The organism is Amycolatopsis nigrescens CSC17Ta-90 (assembly GCF_000384315.1).
Classification (GTDB): Bacteria; Actinomycetota; Actinomycetes; order Mycobacteriales; family Pseudonocardiaceae; genus Amycolatopsis; species Amycolatopsis nigrescens.
In genome coordinates this window covers 779,938-798,137 of sequence record NZ_ARVW01000001.1, presented here as the reverse complement: position 1 = coordinate 798,137, position 18,200 = coordinate 779,938, and the positions used below count along the sequence as shown (strand labels likewise).

The following is an 18,200-nucleotide window of genomic DNA, read 5'->3' as shown; positions in this document are numbered from 1 at the left end:
GCAATCAGAAGTAAAGAACATGAAAATTTTTCGTTTCGAGTGGGTGAGTTGGACGGGGTGCTGACCGAGCCCCGAGTACGGCTTGTCATGCTTGCCGGGATGGAACGAGCAGATGTGCTCCCGGACACACCCCGCGCCGGTCGCGGCCGGCCCTGGCTCACGCTGACCGCCACGGTGCTCGGCGGCGCGATGGTCGGCTTGGACGGCACCGCGACCACGATCGCGGCGCCGTACATCTCCGCGTCGGTGGGGGCCAGCCTCGGGCAGCTCGAGCTGATCGCCAACGCGTACCTGGTGGCGCTGGCCGTCGGCCTGCTGCCGGCCGGACGGCTCGCCGACCGGATCGGCCGCCGCCGGACCTTCGTGTTCGGCGTGCTCGCTTTCGGCGCGGCTTCGCTGGGGATCGCGCTGTCCGGTTCGGTCTGGGCGCTGGTGCTGTTCCGGGTGCTGCAGGGCTTCGCCGGTGCGCTGCTGCAGCCCGCCGCGCTGGCGCTGGTGCGCAACGCCTTCCCGGCCGAGAAGCTGGGCCTGCCGCTGGGCATCTGGGGCGGGGTGAACGCGCTGGCCATCGGGCTCGGTCCGGTGATCGCCGGGGTGATCGTGCAGGGCTTCGGCTGGCCGGCGGTGTTCGCGGTGAACGCCCCGATCGCGGTGGTCACCGTCGCACTCGCCTATTTCGCCATCACCGAGTCCAAGGGCAGCCGCGACGCGGCGGCGGGCGCACTGCGACGCTTGCTCGCGAACCGGGCGGTGTCGCTGGGGTCGGTGCTGGTCGCGATCAGTTTTTTCGGCGTCTTCGGGCTGTTGTTCCTGCTCACCCTGTACCTGCAGAACGTGCAGGGCATGGCGCCGATCATGGCCGGCGCGTGGATGCTGCCGCCGACCTGCGTGGTGGTGCTGTCCGCGCCGATCGGCGGGTTGCTGGCGCAGCGGTTCGGCCCGAAGTGGCCGGTGTCGGCCGGGCTGGTGCTGGTCACCGCCGGCCTGACCGGCTTGACCCTGTTGCGGGCCGACTCCGGGTTCTCCGAGCTGCTCTATCCCGGGGTGCTGGTCGGGTTCGGCACCGGACTCTGCGTGATCGCGGCGACCGAGGCGATCATGGGCGCCACTCCGGACGACTCGACCGGGGTCGCGTCCGCCCTGCAGCAGGTCGCCTGCCAGGTTGGCGGGGTGCTCGGCATCGTCTCGGCAGGCGCGGTGCTCAGCTGGCAGGTGGGCGTGGCACTGCCGGAACGGGCCCAGCAGGCCGGACTCCCGCAGCCGATCGGGGATGCGCTGCTCGGCGAGGCGGACGCGATCGCGCAGGGCACCGCGGCACCCGGGTTCGACCCGCCCACGGTTGGCGACTCGCTGGCCGGAGCGGCCAGGATCATCGGCCAGTTCAGCTTCCTCGACGCGATGGCGGTGGCGCTGCTGATCGCGGCCGCGGTCAGCCTGGTCGGTGCCGTGATCGCACTCTGGCTGCCCCGAGCCGCCACCCCCGCCGTCGAACCCAGCGAGCCGGGGAACCCCCTGCCCGTCGCCTGACCCGCGCCCGCCCCTTAGGGCAAAAAGCCGGCTATTTGCCGGGGAGTGCCGGGGTCGCGTCGGTCAGCGTTTGGGGCGGGGGGACGGGCGGGGGCGGCGGGCCAGGCGGCCCGGCCACCAGATGACCCGGCCGACGTCCACCGCGAGCGCGGGCACCAGCAGCGACCGGACGATGAAGGTGTCCAGCAGCACGCCGAACGCGACCAGGAACGCGACCTGGGCCAGGAACAGCACCGGGATCACGGACAGTGCGGCGAAGGTGGCGGCGAGCACGATGCCGGCCGAGGTGATCACCCCGCCGGTGACCTTGAGCGCGTCCAGCGTGCCGCGCTCGGTGCCCAGCTTGACGGCCTCCTCGCGGGCCCTGGTCATCAGGAAGATGTTGTAGTCGATACCCAGCGCGACCAGGAACACGAAGGCGTACAGCGGGATCGCCGGGTCGGCGCCGGGGAACCCGAGCAGGTCGTTGAACACCAGCGCGCCCACCCCGAGCGTGGCGCCGAAGGACAGCACCACGGTCGCGATCAGCAGCAGCGGGGCCACCAGCGCGCGCAGCAGCAGCGCCAGTACGGCGAAGATCACCACCAGCACGATCGGGATGATGGTGTCGCGGTCGTGGGTCGCCGCCTCGATCATGTCCGCCTGTTGGGCGCTCAGGCCGCCGACCTTCGCTTCGGCGCCGGGAATCGCGTGCAGCGCGGTCCGCAGTTCGGTCACCGCGGCGACCGCGGGCGCCGAGTCGGCGGGGTCACGCAGGGTGGCGTTGATCTCGATCATGCCGTCCACCGTCTTCGGCCCGGCCGCCGGATTCGCCGGGTCGGCCGGGGTGGGCAGCACGTCGACCACACCGTCCGCGCCCTTCGCCGCGGCCAGCACCGCGTCCACGGACGCCAGTTTCGCGGTGATCACCGCCGGACTGCCGGTGCCGCCGGGGAAGTGCGCGGTGAGCGCCTCCTGGCCGGTGACCGCCTCCACCTCGTTCAGGAAGATCTCCTGCTGCGAGGTGCCGTCGGCCTTCATCGAGGGCACGAAGGCGACCCCGATCAGCAGCACCAGCGACGTGATCACCCAGGTCCACCGCGGACGGCGGCGGACGAGGCCGGCGACCTTGTCGAAGATCCCGTGGGTGGCCCGGCGGTGCTTGCGCGGCACCGGGTCGGCCGGCCAGAACGCGGCCCTGCCGACCAGCAGCAGCACCGCGGGCAGGAAGGTCAGCGACGCCAGCAGCGCGCCGGCGATGCCGATCGACGCCACCGGGCCGAGGCTGCGGTTCGAGGTCAGCTCGCTGGCCAGCATGCACAGCATGCCCAGGATCACGGTGCCACCGGAGGCCCCGATCGGCTCCAGCGACGATCGCCATGCGATCCGCATCGCGTCCCAGGCGCTGGCGTGGCGCAGCAGTTCTTCGCGGTAGCGGGCGACCAGCAGCAGCGCGTAGTCGGTGGCCGCGCCGAAGACCAGGATCAGCAGGATGCCTTGCGACTGGCCGTTCAGGGTGAGCAGGCCGTCCGAGGCGAGCCAGTAGATCACCGCGGAGGACGTGCACAGCGCCAGGCCGGCCGAGATCAGCACCACCAGCGGCAGCAGCGGGCTGCGGTAGACGATGATCAGGATGACCGCCACGATCGAGGCGGTGATCATCAGCAGCACCCCGTCGATGCCGCCGAAAACCTCGGCGAAGTCGGCGTTGTAGCCGCCAGGCCCGGTGGCCAGCGCGCGCAGCCCGTCCGGCAGCCCGGCCTTGGCCAGCTCGCGGATCTCCTTGACGGCCTTGCCAGCTTCGTACGGGTCCTCCCCGGCCACCGGCATGATCACCTGCGCGGCCTTGCCGTCCGCGGACGGGATCGGCGGGGAGATCTGCCCGTTCAGTCCGGGGGCGCCGGCCAGGTCGCCGACCTTCCGCTGGATCGCCGCCTGGTCGGCCGGGGTGAGCCCGCTGGCGCGTTCGAACACCACCACCGTGGGCAGCAGCCGGTCGGCGGCGAAACGTTCCTGCAGCCGCTGCACTTCGGTGGATTCGGCGCTGGCGGGCAGGAACGAGCCGGGGTCGTTGCTCTGGATCTCGCTCAGCTTGCCGAGGAACGGCCCGGCAGCGCCGCCGAGCACCAGCCAGCACAGCATCAGCAGCGCGGGCCACAGCCACCGGTGGCGGCGGCGAGGACGCGGCGGTTCGTCCAGCGTGAGCGTCCCGCTGAAGCTGCCGTACTCCTGGGCCATGCCGTCGCTTTCCGCGCGGGCACCGCCGATCGTCTAACTGCCCACGTCGTCGATCCGCCGTGAAGGTCCGCCGATTTGTCCCGGCAACCTTCTCATACCGGAAACTCGAAGGAGCTAACGCCGGTGAGCTGCACCTTGGCGCCGAGCGGGTCGCCTTCGAGCAGCCCGTCGAGCTCGGCGGCCCGTTCGCTGGCGGCCACCGCGCGGGCGCCGCCGGGCAGCGCGCACAGCACGATGCCCCGTTCCGGTTCGCCCGCGCGGTCGTGCACCACGGTGTAGGTCTCGATGGTCGCGTCACCGCTCGGATCCACCGCGATCTCGCGCGACGGCAGCGCGGCGACTTCGGCGGACACCTCGTGGTGCGCGTAGGCGGTGGCGGGCGGGTAGGCCGAGAGCACCACGGCGGCGTGCTTGGTCAGGTACCAGCCGACCGCGGTGGCCAGTGCGGGCGCGGACGGTTCGGCCCGCAGCCGGTGCACGAGCGCGGCGATCGAGTGCGTGACGTAGTTGCTGCCGGGGCCACCGGCGAAGGTGAGCCCTCCGGTCACCGTCGGTGGTCGCGAATCCGTCAGGTCTATGCCGAATTCGGTGGCCGCGACCTGTACCGCGGACGGGAAGCAGGAGTACAGGTCGAGGTGCGCGAAGTCGTCGATGCCGACGCCGGCGTGCCCCAGCGCGGCGCGGCCGGTGGCGGCGATCGCGGGGGAGCGGTGCAGGTGCGGGCGCTGCGAGACGAACCAGTGGTCCTGCGCGGCGGCCGAGGCGTGCGGGAAGACCCACCGGTCGCGGGGGATCCCGGCCGCGGTCGCGGCCTCCGCGGAGCACAGCACCAGCGCGGCGGCCTGGTCGACGAAGATGTTGGCGGTCATCAGCTTCCGGTAGGGCAGCGCCGCCATCCGGTTGCCGGGACCGGTTTCGGTGATCGCGTCCGGCCCGGGCGGATCGGTCACCCACGCGTGCGGGTTCGTCTTCGCCACCTCGGCGAACCGGCCCCACAGCCGCCCGATCGCGGCCACCTGTGCGGGCAGGTCGCGGCCGGCGTCGGCCCGGATCGCGTTCTCGAGCAGCGGGTAGAAGGCCAGCGGCAGCACCAGTTTCGCGGCGGTCTCCGCCGGGTGCGCGGCGTCCCGGTCGACGCCGAGCAGTCGGGTGGGCGCGGTGCCGGCCGGCTGCTTCGGGCCGCCGGAGTAGCTGCCCTTGGACAGCGAGCGGACGGCTTCGCCACCGGCGATCAGCACCACGTCGGTGCCGAGCCGGATGCGTTCGGCGGCGTCGGCGAGCAGTTCGACCGGGCCGGTGCCGCCGGTCCTGGTGTAGACCGTTTCAGCGGGGGAGATGCCGAGCTCGGTGGCCAGCATGCTGCCGGGATCGCTGGTGCCCCAGGAGAAGCTGTCCACCACCGCCACGTTCACCGCCCGGCCCGGCCTGGTCGCCAGGTCCGCCGCGCCGGTGTCCGCGATCGCCGCCTCGGCCGCCAGGCGCATCAGCTCCAGCGGCGTGCTGCTCGGCGCACGCGACGTGTACTGACCGGCGCCGACGAGTACCGGGGTTCTCGGGTCCATCGCGCGACCCTACGTTAACTGGCGCCTTGCCAACAAGGTGCCCTCGAGGCCACCATGGGGGCGTTGGACGCCCGCATGGTGGCCTCGAGGGGCGTTCAGTTGCGTTGGATGTCGGGGAAGACGTCGCCGACGAGGGTGACCAGGGTTCGGCTGAGCAGGCTGTGCACCTGCTGGCGGTTCAGCGCGCCGCGCACCAGCCACTCCCGGCCGGCCGCCTTGACCATCCCGCCGTAGGCGCGGACCAGTGCGTTCAGCTCGTTGCCGCGCAGGCTCGCCCTGGACAGCCCGACCGCTTCGAGCACCCGGTCGGCGGACTCGCGGTCGGCCTCCTCCAGGATGCGCTCCACCTCGAGGTCCCGGCCGATGCCCTCCGGCGCGATCGCGGCAAGCCACATCTTCTCCTGGCTGGTCACCATGTCCAGGAACCAGTCCACCGCCGCGTTCGCCCTGGCCTCCAGGGTGCCGTCCGGCAGGATCTCCACGGCGAAGTGCGGGACCGTCAGCGCGCGCCGGATGACCGCGAGGTAGAGCTCGCGTTTGGTGCCGAAGTAATGGTTGATCAAGCCCCTGGCCACTCCGGCCTCGGCTGCGATGTCCGATGTGGACACATCGGTGTAGGGACGTTCGCCGAACAGCCGCGCGGCGCAGTCGAAGATCTGCTCCTTGCGCTCGTCCGGCTCGAGCCGCCGCCACTTGGGCGCGGAATCCGTGCTCATTCGTGCAGTTTGGCACGACCGGCCTGGCCGGGTGGGCCGGTGGGGGAGAAGTCGTCGAATATGTCGCCCGGATCGGTACGCGTGGACCGGTGGTACCGCCAAACTGGTGGACTATTCGACGGGTATTCCCTTGTACCGGCGGGTAACGCCGAATGGTCTACTGGAATGGGGACTTTCGGGTGTTCCGTGTAGCGAATTCACCGACCGGCCAGTCTGGAACGCTTGATGCCGTAACCGAAGTAGAGCACCAGTCCGGTGAGCATCCAGCCGCCGAACACGATCCAGGTGGCCACGTCCAGGCTGAGCATCAGGTAGCCGCAGCAGGCCACCCCGAGCAGCGGGGTGACCGGCGCGAGCGGCACCCGGAAGGTGCGGGCCAGCTCGGGCCGCCGCCGGCGCAGCAGCAGCACCGCGATGTTGACAAGGCCGAACGCGAACAGGGTGCCGATGCTGGTGGCGTCGGCCAGCCTGCCGAGCGGGACGAACGCGGCGAGCACCCCGACGAACGCGGAGACCACCACGGTGTTCACCTTCGGCGTACCGGACTTGGGGTCTACTTTGGACAGTGAGCGCGGCACCAGCCCGTCGCGGGACATCGCGAACAGGATCCTGGTCTGCCCGTAGAGCACGGTGAGCACCACGCTGGAGATCGCCACGATCGCGCCGACCGCGAGCAGCGCGGCCCACACCTCGTTGTCCAGCACGGTGCTCAGCACCAGGGAGAGCGCGGCCTGCTCGCCGTCGAACCGCTGCCACGGCAGTGCGCCCACCGCGGACAGGGCGACCAGGCAGTACAGCACCGTGACGATGGCCAGTGACAGCAGGATCGCCCGCGGCAGGTCCCGCTGCGGGTTCCGCGCCTCCTCGCCAGCGGTGGACGCGGCGTCGAAGCCGATGTAGGAGAAGAAGAGCTTGGCCGCGCCGGCGCTCAGCCCGGCCATGCCCAGCGGCAGGAACGGGCTGAAGTTCCCGGCCCGCACCGCGGTGAACGCCACCGCGCAGAACAGCACCAGGGTGGCGATCTTGATCACCACCATGATCGTGTTCGCCCGCGCGCTTTCCCGCGCGCCGGCCAGCAGCAGGAACATCGCCAGCAGCACCACCGCGATCGCCGGCAGGTTCACCACGCCGCCTTCGCCTGGCGGCTGGCTCAGCGCGTCCGGGATGGCCACCCCGAAGACGATCCGCAGCAGCTCGTTGACGTACTGGCCCCAGCCGACCGCGACCGAGGCGACCGAGACGCCGTATTCCAGAACCAGGCACCAGCCGCAGATCCAGGCGACCAGCTCGCCGAGGGTGGCGTAGGTATAGGAATAGGAGGAACCGGACAGCGGGATCATCCCTGCCAGTTCCGCGTAGGACAGCGCGGAGAACAACGCGGTGACGCCGGCGAGCACGAAGGAAAGCACCACCGCCGGGCCGGCCACCGGCACCGCCTCGCCGAGTACGACGAAGATGCCGCTGCCCAGCGTCGCGCCGATGCTCAGCGACGTGAGCTGGGTGAGCCCGAGCGAACGGCGCAGCGTGCCGCCGGCACCCTGGCCCCCCTCGGCGACCAGGTCTGCCACCGGTTTGCGGCGCAGCACGGCCGCCTTCAGGCCGGGGCGTGCCGGGGGAGTCTCGCGCATGCTCGGTGGTTCCTTCCGCTCCCGCACGACCGTGACCGCGGCAACGGTATCCGCCCGCAACCGGCGCGAGCACACCGATCCGCCGCGCGTGTGATCCTGGCTACCCGGAAGCTCAGGCGGCGACGTGCCGGGCGTAGGCGGAGATCACCTCGGCGAGCACTTCGGCGCCGGGGCGGCGCCAGAGCTCGGCATTGAACACCTCGACCTCGATCGGACCGTGGTAGCCGGCCGCTTCCACGCAGGCGCGGAGCCGCCGGTGCTCGATCGGCCCGGCACCGGGCAGCGCGCGGCCGAGCAGCGGGTCGGTCAGCGGCACCTGCTGATCGCAGACGTGGAATCCGGCGATCCGGCCGGCCGCGGCCGCGATGGACGACTCCAGCTTCGGGTCCCACCAGACGTGGAACTCGTCCACCACCACCCCGACCGCGCTGGCCGGGAACGGGTCGGCCATCGCCATCGCCTGATCCAAAGTGGACAGTACGGATCGTTCGGCGCACTGGATCGGGTGCAGCGGCTCCAGGCCGAGCCGCACGCCGTGGTCCAGCGCCATCGGCACCAGCTCGGCGACCGCGTCCGCGACCCGCTGCCGCGACCCTGCCAGGTCGCCGCCGGCGATCCCGCCGACCACGAGCACCAGCACCTCGGCACCGAGCTGCGCGGCCTCTTCGATCGCCCTTCTCGTCTCGCCGAGTCCGTCCACAGGGGAGCCGTCCGGGTTCACCCCGGTGAAGAACCCGCCTCGGCAGAGCGAAGAGACCCGCAGCCCGTGGTCGGCCACCAGCCTGGCCGCCTCGGCCACGCCGACCTCGGCCACCTTGTCCCGCCACAGCCCGATCCAGCCGACCCCCGACTCGGCGCAGCCGCGCACCGCCTCGGGCAGCGACCAGCTCCTGGTGGTGATCTGGTTCAGGCTCAGCCGGTCCATCAGGGCACCCCCGCCGCGGCCAGCAGCGGCCGCATCCTGGCCACCGCGAGCTCCGGGTCCGCCAGCACCCCGGCCGCGTCGGCCAGCCGCAGCACCTGCGCCAGATGCGTGATCGAACGCGCCGACTCCAGCCCGGCGACCATCCGGAAATGCCGCTGGTGCCCGGTCAGGTAGGCCAGCAACACCACGCCGACCTTGTAGAACCGGGTGGGTGCGCGGAAGATCTCCTCGGCCAGCGGCACGGTCGGGTCGAGCAGCGCGCGGAAGCCGGCGGTGTCACCCGCGTCCAGCCTGCCCAGTGCCGCGCCCGCCACCGAGGCGATCGGGTCGAAGATGCCCAGCAGCGCCTCGCTGTGCCCGCGCTCGTCCCCGGCGATCAGCTCCGGGTAGTGGAAGTCGTCGCCGGTGTAGCAGGCGACGCCGTCCGGCAGCGCGCGCCGGAACCAGGTCTCCACGCGGGCGTCCAGCACGGACACCTTGACCCCGCCGACCACCGCGGAGTGCTCGGCGCACAACTCGGCCAGCTCGCGCGCGGCCGCCCGCACGTCGTGATGTCCCCAGTAGCCGGCCAGCGCGGGGTCGAACTGCTCGCCGAGCCAGTGCAGCAGCACCGGGCCGTCCGCGGCGGCCAGCAGCTTTCCGTAGGCGCCGCGGTAGTCGGCCGGTCCGGTGGCGACGGCGGCCAGCGCCCTGCTGGCCATCAGCACCGGCACCGCACCGGCGGCGGTGACCAGCTCCAGCTGTGCCAGCCAGGCAGCCACGACATCGTCCACTGTGGACGGACCAGTGAGCTGGTCGGTGCCGACCCCGGCCACCCAGCGCCCGCCCGAGGCGCGGGCTTCGGCTCCGGTGCGGCGGATCAGCTCGCGGGTGGCCGTCCAGTCGAGGCCCATCCCGCGCTGTGCGGTGTCCATCGCCTCCGCCACGCCGAGGCCGCAGGACCAGAGGTGGTGCCGGAAGGCGAGGGTGGCCTCCCAGTCGACAGCGGCCGAGTCGCCGGTCTCGGCCAGCGGGTCGGCGACCACGTGCGCGGCCGCGTAGGCGATGCGCGACGCGGGCGGTTTCGCGGATGGCAAGGGCGGCCGGGGACCCGACGGCGACCAGCGCTCGAGCGAGCCGTCGCGGGCGGGGAGTGTCAGCGCGGTCATCTGCCGTCCTCCGTAGCTAAGAAAGCGCTTTCTCTAACGGTAAGCCAACCCCGCACCGCGGACAAGAGTCCCGAGTCCGTGTTTGCCGTCTACGTCGCCGTGTCGGCCGTTCCCGTCACCGAGTTGGCCCTCCGCGGCGATACATCGCTGACGTGATCGGCCAACTCGGCGATGCAGGGGGCAAACACGGCGACGTGGCGGGCAAACACGTCAGCCGGGGTCAGCGGGGAGGGGAGGTGCTGGCGCGCAGGACTACTTCGCCGGAGAGGCGTTTGATCCGGCTTCGGGTACCGGGGCCGCGTTCCACGGCGAGTTTCATCGCTTGTTCGCCGAGTTCTTCCAGCGGGAGGGCCACTGTGGTCAGCGGCGGGCTCATGTCCCGTACCACCGGGATGTCGTCGAAACCGGCGAGCGACAGCTCGTCCGGCACGGACACGCCCGCCTCCCGCAGCGCGGTGAGCGCGCCGATCGCCATCACGTCGGTGACGGCGAAGACGCAGGTCGCCTTGCTGCCGGCGGCGAGCAGCTGCTTCATCGCGTCGTAGCCGCCGTCCCTGGTGAACGGTGCTTCGACAATGTCCTCTTCGGACAGTTCGACCCCGGCGTCGGCGAGCGCGTCGCGGAAGCCGCCGAGCCGGTCGATCACCGTGGTCAGCGCGCGCGGCCCGCAGAGCACCGCGAACCGGCGGTGCCCCATTTCCAGCAGGGCCAGCGCCAACTCGGCCGCGCCTTCGCGGTTCTCCGGCTGCACGGTGTCCACCTTGAGGCTGCGATGCCTGCTGACCACCGCGACCTGTCCGCCGCCGCGGCGGTACGGGTCCAGTTCGGCGGCCATCGCGCGTTCCCAGGTGCGGTTCTCGAACCCGGAGCCGATCAGCAGGATCGCCGAAGCCCGCTGGGCGCGCAGCATCGAGACGTAGGCGATCTCCTTCTGCGGATCGCGGAAGGTGCTGGCCAGCATCACCAGCAGCCCGTTGTCCCCGGCCACCCGCATCACCCCGCGGGCGATCGCGGCGAAGTACGGGTCGCTGACGTCGTGGCAGATCACACCGACCGTGCGGTGGGACGCGCCGGCCAGTGCCTGCGCGTGCGCGTTCGGCGTGTAGGCCAGGTCCGCGGCCGCGGACACCACCCGCTCCCGCAGGTCCGAGCGGACGTTCGTGGTGCCGTTGAGCACCCTGGACGCGGTCGCCAGTGACACTTTGGCCGAGCGGGCCACATCCTCCAGTGTCACATGTGGCCGGCCGTTCATGGTGTCTCCTCCGCGAGGTCGCCGCTTCTTGACCGGAATGTCCAGCCGTGCCTACTCTACCTGAAAGCGCATTCAGAAAGCGCATTCAGACACTCGGAACCGCACGTTCGAGTGGTCGGCCGATCCGGCGTGAGAACGGAGAGGGTCATGGTCCTGCAGAACGAGGCCGGGGCACGGGCGAGCGGGGTGACCGAGCGCCGCGGGCCGAGCGCCGGCGCGCGGCTGGCGGGGTTCGCCGAACGCGCCTGGCGGCCGTTCGCCCTGCTGCTGGTCCTGCTGGTGGCCTGGTGGGGGGTAACCGCGGCCGGGCTGATCGAACCGTACCTGGTGCCCTCGCCGGGGGACACGCTCGGGGCGATCACCGCGAAGCCGGAGTACTTCTGGGAGAATACCTGGACCACCGCCTACGAGACCCTGCTCGGGTTCGCGATCGCCGCGGCCATCGGCGTCTTCGCGGCGGTGGTGATGGTCAGCTCGGCCACCGTGGAGAAGACGCTCTACCCGCTGCTGCTGTTCGCACAGGTGATCCCGAAGATCGCGATCGCGCCGCTGTTCGTGGTGTGGCTGGGTTTCGGCCTCGGGCCGAAGATCGTGGTCGCGGTGCTGATGGCGTTCTTCCCGGTGGTCATCTCGATGGTGACCGGGCTGAAGGCGATCGACCCGGAGATGCTGGAGCTCTCCGCCACCATGGGCGCCAAGCCGGGCCAGACGTTCTGGAAGATCCGCTTCCCGGCGTCGCTGCCGCATCTGTTCGCCGGGCTCAAGGTGGCCGCCACGATGGCGGTCACCGGCGCGGTCGTCGGCGAGTTCGTCGGCGCCGACCAGGGGCTCGGTTACGTGATCCTGCAGGCCAACGGCAACCTCGACACCCCGGTGCTGTTCGCCGGCCTGCTGATCATGTCGCTGCTCGGCGTGCTGCTGTTCGTGCTCGTGGAGTGGGCCGAGCACCTCGTCCTGCCCTGGCACGCCAGCCGCCGTACGGATTCCGTGACTACAACGCTGTAGTACTTCGATGCTGTAGGGAGACGTTCCATGAAACTCGGGGCACTGGCGGCCGGTTTCGCCGCCCTGCTGGTCTTCGCCACCGGTTGCGGTGGCTCGGACCAGGCCACGACCACCGGCGCGGACGGCAAGCAGCTGGACAAGGTGACGCTGACCCTGAACTGGTACCCCTACGGTGAGCACGCGCCGTTCTACTACGGCAAGGCGAAGGGGATCTACGCCAAACACGGGATCGACCTGACCGTGCAGTCCGGCCAGGGTTCGCAGAAGACCGTGCAGGCCACCGCGGCCGGGCAGACCGACTTCGGCTGGGCGGACACGCCGGCGCTGCTGGCCGGGGTGGGGCAGGGGCTGAAGATCAAGAGCGTCGGGGTGTTCCTGCAGACCACCCCGTCCTCGGTGCAGTTCTTCTCGGACAAGGCCATCGCTTCCCCGGCCGACCTCAAGGGCAAGAAGATCGCCAGCACCGCGGGCGACGCGCTGAGCAAGACCTTCCCGGCGTTCCTCTCCTCGGCCGGGCTCGGCGAGACGGACGTGACCCTGCAGAACACCGACGCCGCGGGCAAGATGGCCGCGGTGCTGTCCGGGCAGACCGACGGGCTGCTCGGCTACGCCACCGACCAGGGGCCGACCATGCAGGAGAAGGCCGGCAAGCAGGTTTCCTACCTGCGTTTCGCCGACCACGGCCTGAACTTCTTCAGCAACGGGCTGCTGACCGCCGAGCGCAACCTGGCCGAGAAGAAGGACCTGGTGCAGCGCATGGTAGCCGCGTCGGCGGAGTCCTGGACGGCGGCGGGCGGGGACCGGCCGGGCGCGGTCGAGGCGATGAAGGGCGCGTCCGAGCAGCTGCCGTCGTCGGCGGTGCTCACCGAGCAGTTCGGCAAGACGCTGGAGCTGCTGCACACCCCGGCCACCGAGGGGAAGGCGCCGGGCGTGAACGCGGAGGCGGACTGGCAGCGCACGATCGACGTGTTCGCCGCCGCCGGGGTGATCCAGAAGGTCCAGGAGCCCAGTGCCTACTGGGACGCGAGCTTCGCGTCGAAGGGATGAGCCGGATGCCGGGGAACAGCACCGTGCAGCGCGCGGGACAGCGCGAGCCCGAAGCAATCCAGGGGCACGCGGTCGAGATGGACGACGTGGCGGTCCGCTTCCGCACGCGCAAGAAGGACGTTTCGGCGCTGTCGGACGTTTCGCTGCGCGTCGCGCCAGGGGAGTTCGTGGCGATCGTCGGCCCGTCCGGCTGCGGCAAGTCGACCCTGCTGAAGCTGGCTTCCGGGCTGCTGATGCCCTCCGGCGGGAATGTCCGGCTGCTCGGCGAGCCGGTCACCGGGCCGCGGCGGGACGTCGGCTACGTGTTCCAGCGCGCCGCGCTGCTGGAGTGGCGCTCGGCGCGCAAGAACATCCTGCTGCAGGCGGAGATGCGCCGGATGCCCGCCGACGCGGCGGCGGCCAGGGCGGACGAGCTGATCGCGATGACCGGGCTCACCGGGTTCGAGGACGCCTATCCGCACGAGCTTTCCGGCGGGATGCAGCAGCGGGTCGCGTTGTGCCGGGCGCTGCTGCACCGGCCGCCGGTGCTGCTGATGGACGAGCCCTTCGGCGCGCTCGACGCGCTGACCAGGGAGCAGATGAACGTGGAGCTGCGGCGGATCTGGCGCGAAACCGGCACGACCGTGCTGCTGGTCACGCACTCCATCGCGGAGGCGGTGTACCTCGCCGACCGGGTGGTGATGATGACCGCGCGGCCGGGCACCGTGGCCGGGGTGGTCGAAGTGGACCTGCCGGTGGAGCGCGACTACGGCAAGACCATGTCGGAGCCCGAGTTCGCGCGGGCGACCAGGCACATCCGGGCGCATCTCGGTGCCGCCTCGAACGGGATGGAGGATTCATGAACGGCGCTCCCGCCGGTTCGGAGCGGTCCATCGGGATCGTGATGAACGGGGTCACCGGGCGGATGGGGTATCGCCAGCACCTGCTGCGCTCGATACTGGCCATCCGCGAGGAGGGCGGGCTGCGGCTCGCCGACGGCACGGTGGTCTGGCCGGAACCGGTGCTGGTCGGCCGGGACGCGGGCAAGCTCGCCGCGCTGGCCAAGAAGCACGGCCTTGACCGGTGGACCACCGATCTCGGCGAGGCGCTGGCCGCACCGGGGGCGGAGATCTACTTCGACGCGCAGGTGACCGGTGCGCGCCCGGACGCGGTGCGCCGGGCGATCCAAGCGGGGCTGCACGTCTACACCGAGAAGCCGATCGCGGAGGACACCGAGGGCGCGCTGGAGCTGGCCAGGCTGGCGCGTGCGGCGGGGGTCAAGGCGGGGGTGGTGCAGGACAAGCTGTTCCTGCCCGGGCTGCGGAAGCTGAAACGGCTGGTGGACGGCGGCTTCTTCGGCCGCATCCTGTCGGTGCGCGGGGAGTTCGGGTACTGGGTGTTCGAGGGGGACTGGCAGGAGGCGCAGCGGCCGTCGTGGAACTACCGCACCGAGGACGGCGGCGGGATCGTTTCGGACATGTTCTGCCACTGGCGGTACGTGCTGGAGGAGACGTTCGCGCCGGTGCGCTCGGTGCAGTGCCTTGCCGCGACGCACGTCCCGGAGCGGGTGGACGAGCGGGGCCGGCCTTATGCCTGCACCGCGGACGACGCGGCCTACGGCATCTTCGAGCTGGACGGCGGGATCATCGCGCAGATCAACTCGTCCTGGACCACCAGGGTGTTCCGGGACGAGCTGGTGGAGTTCCAGGTGGACGGTACTTCCGGCAGCGCGGTGGCCGGGCTGCGCCGCTGCCGGGTGCAGCATCGCGCGACCACGCCGAAGCCGGTGTGGAACCCGGACCTGCCCGGCACCGAGTCGTTCCGGGAGCAGTGGCAGGAGGTCCCGGACAACGCCGAGTTCGACAACGGCTTCAAGGTGCAGTGGGAGCTGTTCCTCAAGCACGTGGTGTCCGGTGCCGAGTTCCCGTGGGACTTCCTGGCCGGCGCCAGGGGCGTACAGCTGGCCGAACTCGGCCTGCGGGCCTGGCGCGAGGGGCGCCGGATCGAGGTGCCCGGCCTCGTCCTCTGATCCCCGCTTTTCCCGGCGTCTCAAACACGACTAACGAGTAAGCGCCTTCAACACGGCAGGTTCAGGAAACATTTCGCATCTCAACGGAGAGGTCGTCATGTCCGGTCCCCATGCTCGTTCCAGAACGCGTTCCCGTGCGAGAACGGCGATCCTGCTCGGTGTGCTGCTGCTGGCGATTGCGGGCTCGGTGCTGCCGGCGCACGCGGCGCCGCGGTTCAGCGTGCTGGTGTTCTCCAAGGTGACCAACTTCGAGCACGACTCCATCCCGGCCGGCATCAAGGCGATCAAGAAGCTCGGTGCCGAGCACGGGTTCGCAGTCAAGGCCACCGACGACGCGCGCGCCTTCACCGACGCGAACCTGGCGAAGTTCGCCGCGGTGATCTTCAACAACACCAACTCCACCCCCGAGTCCGGCGACCTGCTCGACGCCGGTCAGCGGGCCGCGTTCCAGCGCTACATCCGGGCCGGCGGCGGGTTCACCGGGCTGCACGCGGCTTCGGCGAGCGAGCGCGACTGGCAGTGGTACGAGGGACTGGTCGGCGCCATCTTCGACCAGCACCCGGTGCCGCAGGTCGGCAGGGTCAAGGTGCTGGACCGGGCGCATCCGTCCACAAAGGACCTTCCGGAGCTGTGGGAGCAGACCGAGGAGTGGTACAACTGGAAGGTCAACCCGACCGGCAAGGTGCACACCCTGGCCCAGATCAAGGTGCGGGACGGGGTCACCGGGCTGGACGAGGGCGTGGACCATCCGTGGTCCTGGTGCCAGAACTACGACGGCGGCCGCTCCTGGTTCACCGCGGGCGGGCACGCCAAGGAGAAGTTCTCCGACGCCGGGTTCCTCGGCCACCTGCTCGGCGGGATCGAGTGGGCCGCCGGCGCGGCCGAAGGCGACTGCTCGGCCACCCAGAACGGGAGCTTCCAGCGGGTGCCGCTGGTCGACAAGGACCTGGCCGACCCGTTCGAACTGGCCGTGGCACCGGACCGCCGGGTGTTCTACATCCAGCGCACCGGCGCGCTGAAGATCATCGACCAGTCCACCCTGCGGGTGGCCACCGCGCTGGACTTCCAGTACTCGCTGGAGATGACCAGCCAGTCGGACGGCCTGCTCGGGCTGAGCCTGGACCCGGACTTCGCCCGGAACAACTGGCTCTACCTGCTGTACTCGGACAAGGAGAAGAAACAGGTCAACGTCTCGCGGTTCACCGTCACCGGCGACACCGTGGACCTGGCCAGCGAGAAGCGGATGCTGGAGATCCCCACCTGGCGGGGCGAGGGCAGGGCCAACGTGCACATGGGCGGCTCGCTCGCCTTCGACCGGCACGGCAACCTGTTCGTGGCGACCGGGGACAACACCGACCCGTTCGGCTCGGAGGGTTTCGCCCCGGTCGACGAACGCGACGGGCGCCGGGCCTGGGACGCGCAGGGCACCGCGGGCAACACCAACGACCTGCGCGGCAAGATCCTGCGGATCACCCCGCAGGACGACGGCGGCTACACCGTGCCGGCCGGCAACCTGTTCGCGCCAGGTACCGAGAAGACCCGTCCGGAGATCTACGTGATGGGCGTGCGCAACCCGTTCCGGATCACCGTGGACCCGCTCAGCGACGCGCTGCTGGTCGGCGAGTACGGCCCGGACGCGAAGCAGGCGGTGCCGGGGCGCGGGCCCGCGGGCACCGTCGAGTACGACCGGATCACCGGCCCGAGCAACCAGGGCTGGCCGTACTGCACCGGCAACAACACGCCGTTCGGTGATTTCGACTTCGCCACCGGTCAGTCCCGCGGCGACTTCGACTGCGGGAAGCCGGTGAACGACTCGCCGAACAACACCGGACTGCGCGAGCTGCCACCGGCGTCGCCGGCGTGGATGTGGTACGGGTACTCGGCTTCCCCGGAGTTCCCCGAGCTGGGCACCGGGGGCGGCGGCCCGATGGGCGGGCCGGTCTACGACTACGACCCGGCCAACCCGCTGGTGACCAAGTTCCCGCAGTACTACGAGGGCAAGTGGCTGAACTACGAGCTGACCCGCAAGTGGTTCAAGGCGATGTCGGTGCAGCAGCGGGACCAGAGCTTCACCGATCCGCGGTTCCCGCCGGTGCGCCATGGCGACCTGCTCTCGATCAACGGCATGTTCGGTGAGATGAGCTGGATCCAGCCGTTCGAGGCGCAGTTCGGCCCGGACGGTTCGCTGTACGTCATCGACTTCGGCGAGGGGGTCGGCGTCGGGCGCGGCGGTTCCAACGAGGGCGCCGGGATCTACCGGATCGACTACCTGCCCAACGGCCGCTGATCCCCCGACGGAAGGAGTTCGTGATGGAAAACGCTTCTAGGCGGGGGTTTCTGCGGCTGGCGGCCGGGGTCGCCGGAGTTACGGCGCTGGGCGTGCCGAGTGCGGGGGCGGAGGGGTTGCACGCGGTGCCGCCCGGGCATCTCGGCATCCAGCTGTACACGGTCCGGAACCTGATGGCGGCCGACCCGCAGGGCACGCTGGACGCGCTGGGCGCCATCGGGTACGCCACGGTCGGGGTGAGCGGGCTCTACGGGCATACGCCGCAGGCGTTCCGGGCGATGCTGGACCGGGCCGGGCTGCGGGCCGTGCTGACCCACCTGAGCCTGGACGCCATCCGCGGCGACTGGCAGCGCGAGCTGGCGAACGCGCGGGTGCTGGGCGTCCGGTACGTGGTGGTGCCCTCGCTGCCGTCCTCGTTGCAGAACCCGGCGGGGTACCGGCAGGTGGCGGGCGAGTTCAGCGCGGCCGGAGCGGCCGCGCGCCGGGAAGGGCTGCGGTTCCTCTACCACAACCACGGTTTCGACTTCAAGATCGTGGACGGGCTGCCGCTGTACGACATCCTGGTCCGCGAGACCGATCCCCGGTTCGTCAACTTCGAGCTTGACCTGTACTGGGCGGTGGATGGCGGGCAGGACCCGGTGCGCTACTTCGCCGAGTACCCCGGCCGGTTCCCGGTCTTCCACGTCAAGGACCGCGCCGTCGACGGGTCCTTTGAGGACGTCGGCTACGGGACGATCGACTTCCGGCGCATCTTCCGCCTGCACGAGCAGTCCGGCATCCGCGAGTACGTGGTCGAACACGACCAGCCCGCCGACCCACTCCTGTCCGCGTCCCGCAGCCACCACTACCTCCGCAACCTCCGCTTCTGAACGCAGTGA

General features: G+C 70.8%; 14 protein-coding genes. 7 read left to right on the top strand and 7 right to left on the bottom strand.

From position 1 onward, the window contains the following. Positions 1 to 99 precede the first annotated feature (99 nt). Complete coding sequence (locus AMYNI_RS0103680) at positions 100 to 1,527, top strand: MFS transporter (protein ID WP_051116266.1); 1,428 nt, start codon at positions 100 to 102, stop codon at positions 1,525 to 1,527. A gap of 63 nt (positions 1,528 to 1,590) precedes the next feature. Here AMYNI_RS0103680 and AMYNI_RS0103675 read toward each other — a convergent pair whose 3' ends face one another. From AMYNI_RS0103675 to AMYNI_RS0103640, 7 genes are all read right to left on the bottom strand, one after another. Further along, positions 1,591 to 3,744 (bottom strand): MMPL family transporter, encoded by a 2,154-nt coding sequence (locus tag AMYNI_RS0103675; RefSeq protein ID WP_020666621.1) that lies wholly within the window; start codon positions 3,742 to 3,744, stop codon positions 1,591 to 1,593. 92 nt (positions 3,745 to 3,836) lie between these two features. Beyond that, positions 3,837 to 5,306 (bottom strand): hypothetical protein, encoded by a 1,470-nt coding sequence (locus AMYNI_RS43545; protein ID WP_020666620.1) that lies wholly within the window; start codon positions 5,304 to 5,306, stop codon positions 3,837 to 3,839. Positions 5,307 to 5,401: 95 nt separating this feature from the next. Next, on the bottom strand, positions 5,402 to 6,022 hold the full coding sequence (locus AMYNI_RS0103665) for a TetR/AcrR family transcriptional regulator (protein WP_020666619.1): 621 nt from the start codon (positions 6,020 to 6,022) through the stop codon (positions 5,402 to 5,404). Between the two features lie 197 nt (positions 6,023 to 6,219). Beyond that, complete coding sequence (locus AMYNI_RS0103660; RefSeq protein WP_020666618.1) at positions 6,220 to 7,650, bottom strand: amino acid permease; 1,431 nt, start codon at positions 7,648 to 7,650, stop codon at positions 6,220 to 6,222. A gap of 112 nt (positions 7,651 to 7,762) precedes the next feature. Then, complete coding sequence (locus tag AMYNI_RS0103650) at positions 7,763 to 8,575, bottom strand: sugar phosphate isomerase/epimerase family protein (RefSeq protein ID WP_020666616.1); 813 nt, start codon at positions 8,573 to 8,575, stop codon at positions 7,763 to 7,765. Then, complete coding sequence (locus AMYNI_RS0103645) at positions 8,575 to 9,723, bottom strand: dihydrodipicolinate synthase family protein (protein WP_020666615.1); 1,149 nt, start codon at positions 9,721 to 9,723, stop codon at positions 8,575 to 8,577. The genes AMYNI_RS0103650 and AMYNI_RS0103645 overlap by 1 nt, the downstream gene beginning before the upstream one ends. A 220-nt stretch (positions 9,724 to 9,943) precedes the next feature. Continuing rightward, positions 9,944 to 10,975, bottom strand: coding sequence for a LacI family DNA-binding transcriptional regulator (locus AMYNI_RS0103640; RefSeq protein ID WP_020666614.1), 1,032 nt, complete (start codon positions 10,973 to 10,975; stop codon positions 9,944 to 9,946). Between the two features lie 147 nt (positions 10,976 to 11,122). On the opposite strand from AMYNI_RS0103640, the gene AMYNI_RS0103635 reads away from it, so the two are divergent. The 6 genes from AMYNI_RS0103635 to AMYNI_RS0103610 all read left to right on the top strand — a co-directional run bounded on the left by AMYNI_RS0103635 (position 11,123) and on the right by AMYNI_RS0103610 (position 18,191). After that, complete coding sequence (locus AMYNI_RS0103635; protein WP_020666613.1) at positions 11,123 to 11,980, top strand: ABC transporter permease; 858 nt, start codon at positions 11,123 to 11,125, stop codon at positions 11,978 to 11,980. A gap of 27 nt (positions 11,981 to 12,007) precedes the next feature. Beyond that, positions 12,008 to 13,027: an ABC transporter substrate-binding protein gene (locus AMYNI_RS0103630; protein ID WP_020666612.1), complete on the top strand. Its 1,020-nt coding sequence runs from the start codon at positions 12,008 to 12,010 to the stop codon at positions 13,025 to 13,027. A 5-nt stretch (positions 13,028 to 13,032) separates the two neighbouring features. Continuing rightward, positions 13,033 to 13,869: an ABC transporter ATP-binding protein gene (locus AMYNI_RS0103625; RefSeq protein WP_020666611.1), complete on the top strand. Its 837-nt coding sequence runs from the start codon at positions 13,033 to 13,035 to the stop codon at positions 13,867 to 13,869. Continuing rightward, positions 13,866 to 15,035, top strand: coding sequence for a Gfo/Idh/MocA family protein (locus tag AMYNI_RS0103620; RefSeq protein WP_020666610.1), 1,170 nt, complete (start codon positions 13,866 to 13,868; stop codon positions 15,033 to 15,035). The genes AMYNI_RS0103625 and AMYNI_RS0103620 overlap by 4 nt, the downstream gene beginning before the upstream one ends. Positions 15,036 to 15,132: 97 nt before the next feature. After that, a complete protein-coding gene (locus AMYNI_RS43540; protein WP_084628260.1) occupies positions 15,133 to 17,322 on the top strand; it encodes a ThuA domain-containing protein in 2,190 nt (729 codons plus the stop codon). Positions 17,323 to 17,345: 23 nt separating this feature from the next. Beyond that, positions 17,346 to 18,191 carry a sugar phosphate isomerase/epimerase family protein gene (locus tag AMYNI_RS0103610; RefSeq protein ID WP_084628258.1) on the top strand — a complete coding sequence of 282 codons (846 nt, stop codon included), beginning with the start codon at positions 17,346 to 17,348 and terminating at the stop codon, positions 18,189 to 18,191. Positions 18,192 to 18,200: the final 9 nt, after the last annotated feature.

Coding starts and splice junctions, on each gene's coding strand:
- AMYNI_RS0103680 (WP_051116266.1), top strand. CDS start 100: ATGGAACGAGCAGATGTGCTCCCGGACACACCCCGCGCCGGTCGCGGC.
- AMYNI_RS0103675 (WP_020666621.1), bottom strand. CDS start 3,744: ATGGCCCAGGAGTACGGCAGCTTCAGCGGGACGCTCACGCTGGACGAA.
- AMYNI_RS43545 (WP_020666620.1), bottom strand. CDS start 5,306: ATGGACCCGAGAACCCCGGTACTCGTCGGCGCCGGTCAGTACACGTCG.
- AMYNI_RS0103665 (WP_020666619.1), bottom strand. CDS start 6,022: ATGAGCACGGATTCCGCGCCCAAGTGGCGGCGGCTCGAGCCGGACGAG.
- AMYNI_RS0103660 (WP_020666618.1), bottom strand. CDS start 7,650: ATGCGCGAGACTCCCCCGGCACGCCCCGGCCTGAAGGCGGCCGTGCTG.
- AMYNI_RS0103650 (WP_020666616.1), bottom strand. CDS start 8,575: ATGGACCGGCTGAGCCTGAACCAGATCACCACCAGGAGCTGGTCGCTG.
- AMYNI_RS0103645 (WP_020666615.1), bottom strand. CDS start 9,723: ATGACCGCGCTGACACTCCCCGCCCGCGACGGCTCGCTCGAGCGCTGG.
- AMYNI_RS0103640 (WP_020666614.1), bottom strand. CDS start 10,975: ATGAACGGCCGGCCACATGTGACACTGGAGGATGTGGCCCGCTCGGCC.
- AMYNI_RS0103635 (WP_020666613.1), top strand. CDS start 11,123: ATGGTCCTGCAGAACGAGGCCGGGGCACGGGCGAGCGGGGTGACCGAG.
- AMYNI_RS0103630 (WP_020666612.1), top strand. CDS start 12,008: ATGAAACTCGGGGCACTGGCGGCCGGTTTCGCCGCCCTGCTGGTCTTC.
- AMYNI_RS0103625 (WP_020666611.1), top strand. CDS start 13,033: ATGCCGGGGAACAGCACCGTGCAGCGCGCGGGACAGCGCGAGCCCGAA.
- AMYNI_RS0103620 (WP_020666610.1), top strand. CDS start 13,866: ATGAACGGCGCTCCCGCCGGTTCGGAGCGGTCCATCGGGATCGTGATG.
- AMYNI_RS43540 (WP_084628260.1), top strand. CDS start 15,133: ATGTCCGGTCCCCATGCTCGTTCCAGAACGCGTTCCCGTGCGAGAACG.
- AMYNI_RS0103610 (WP_084628258.1), top strand. CDS start 17,346: ATGGAAAACGCTTCTAGGCGGGGGTTTCTGCGGCTGGCGGCCGGGGTC.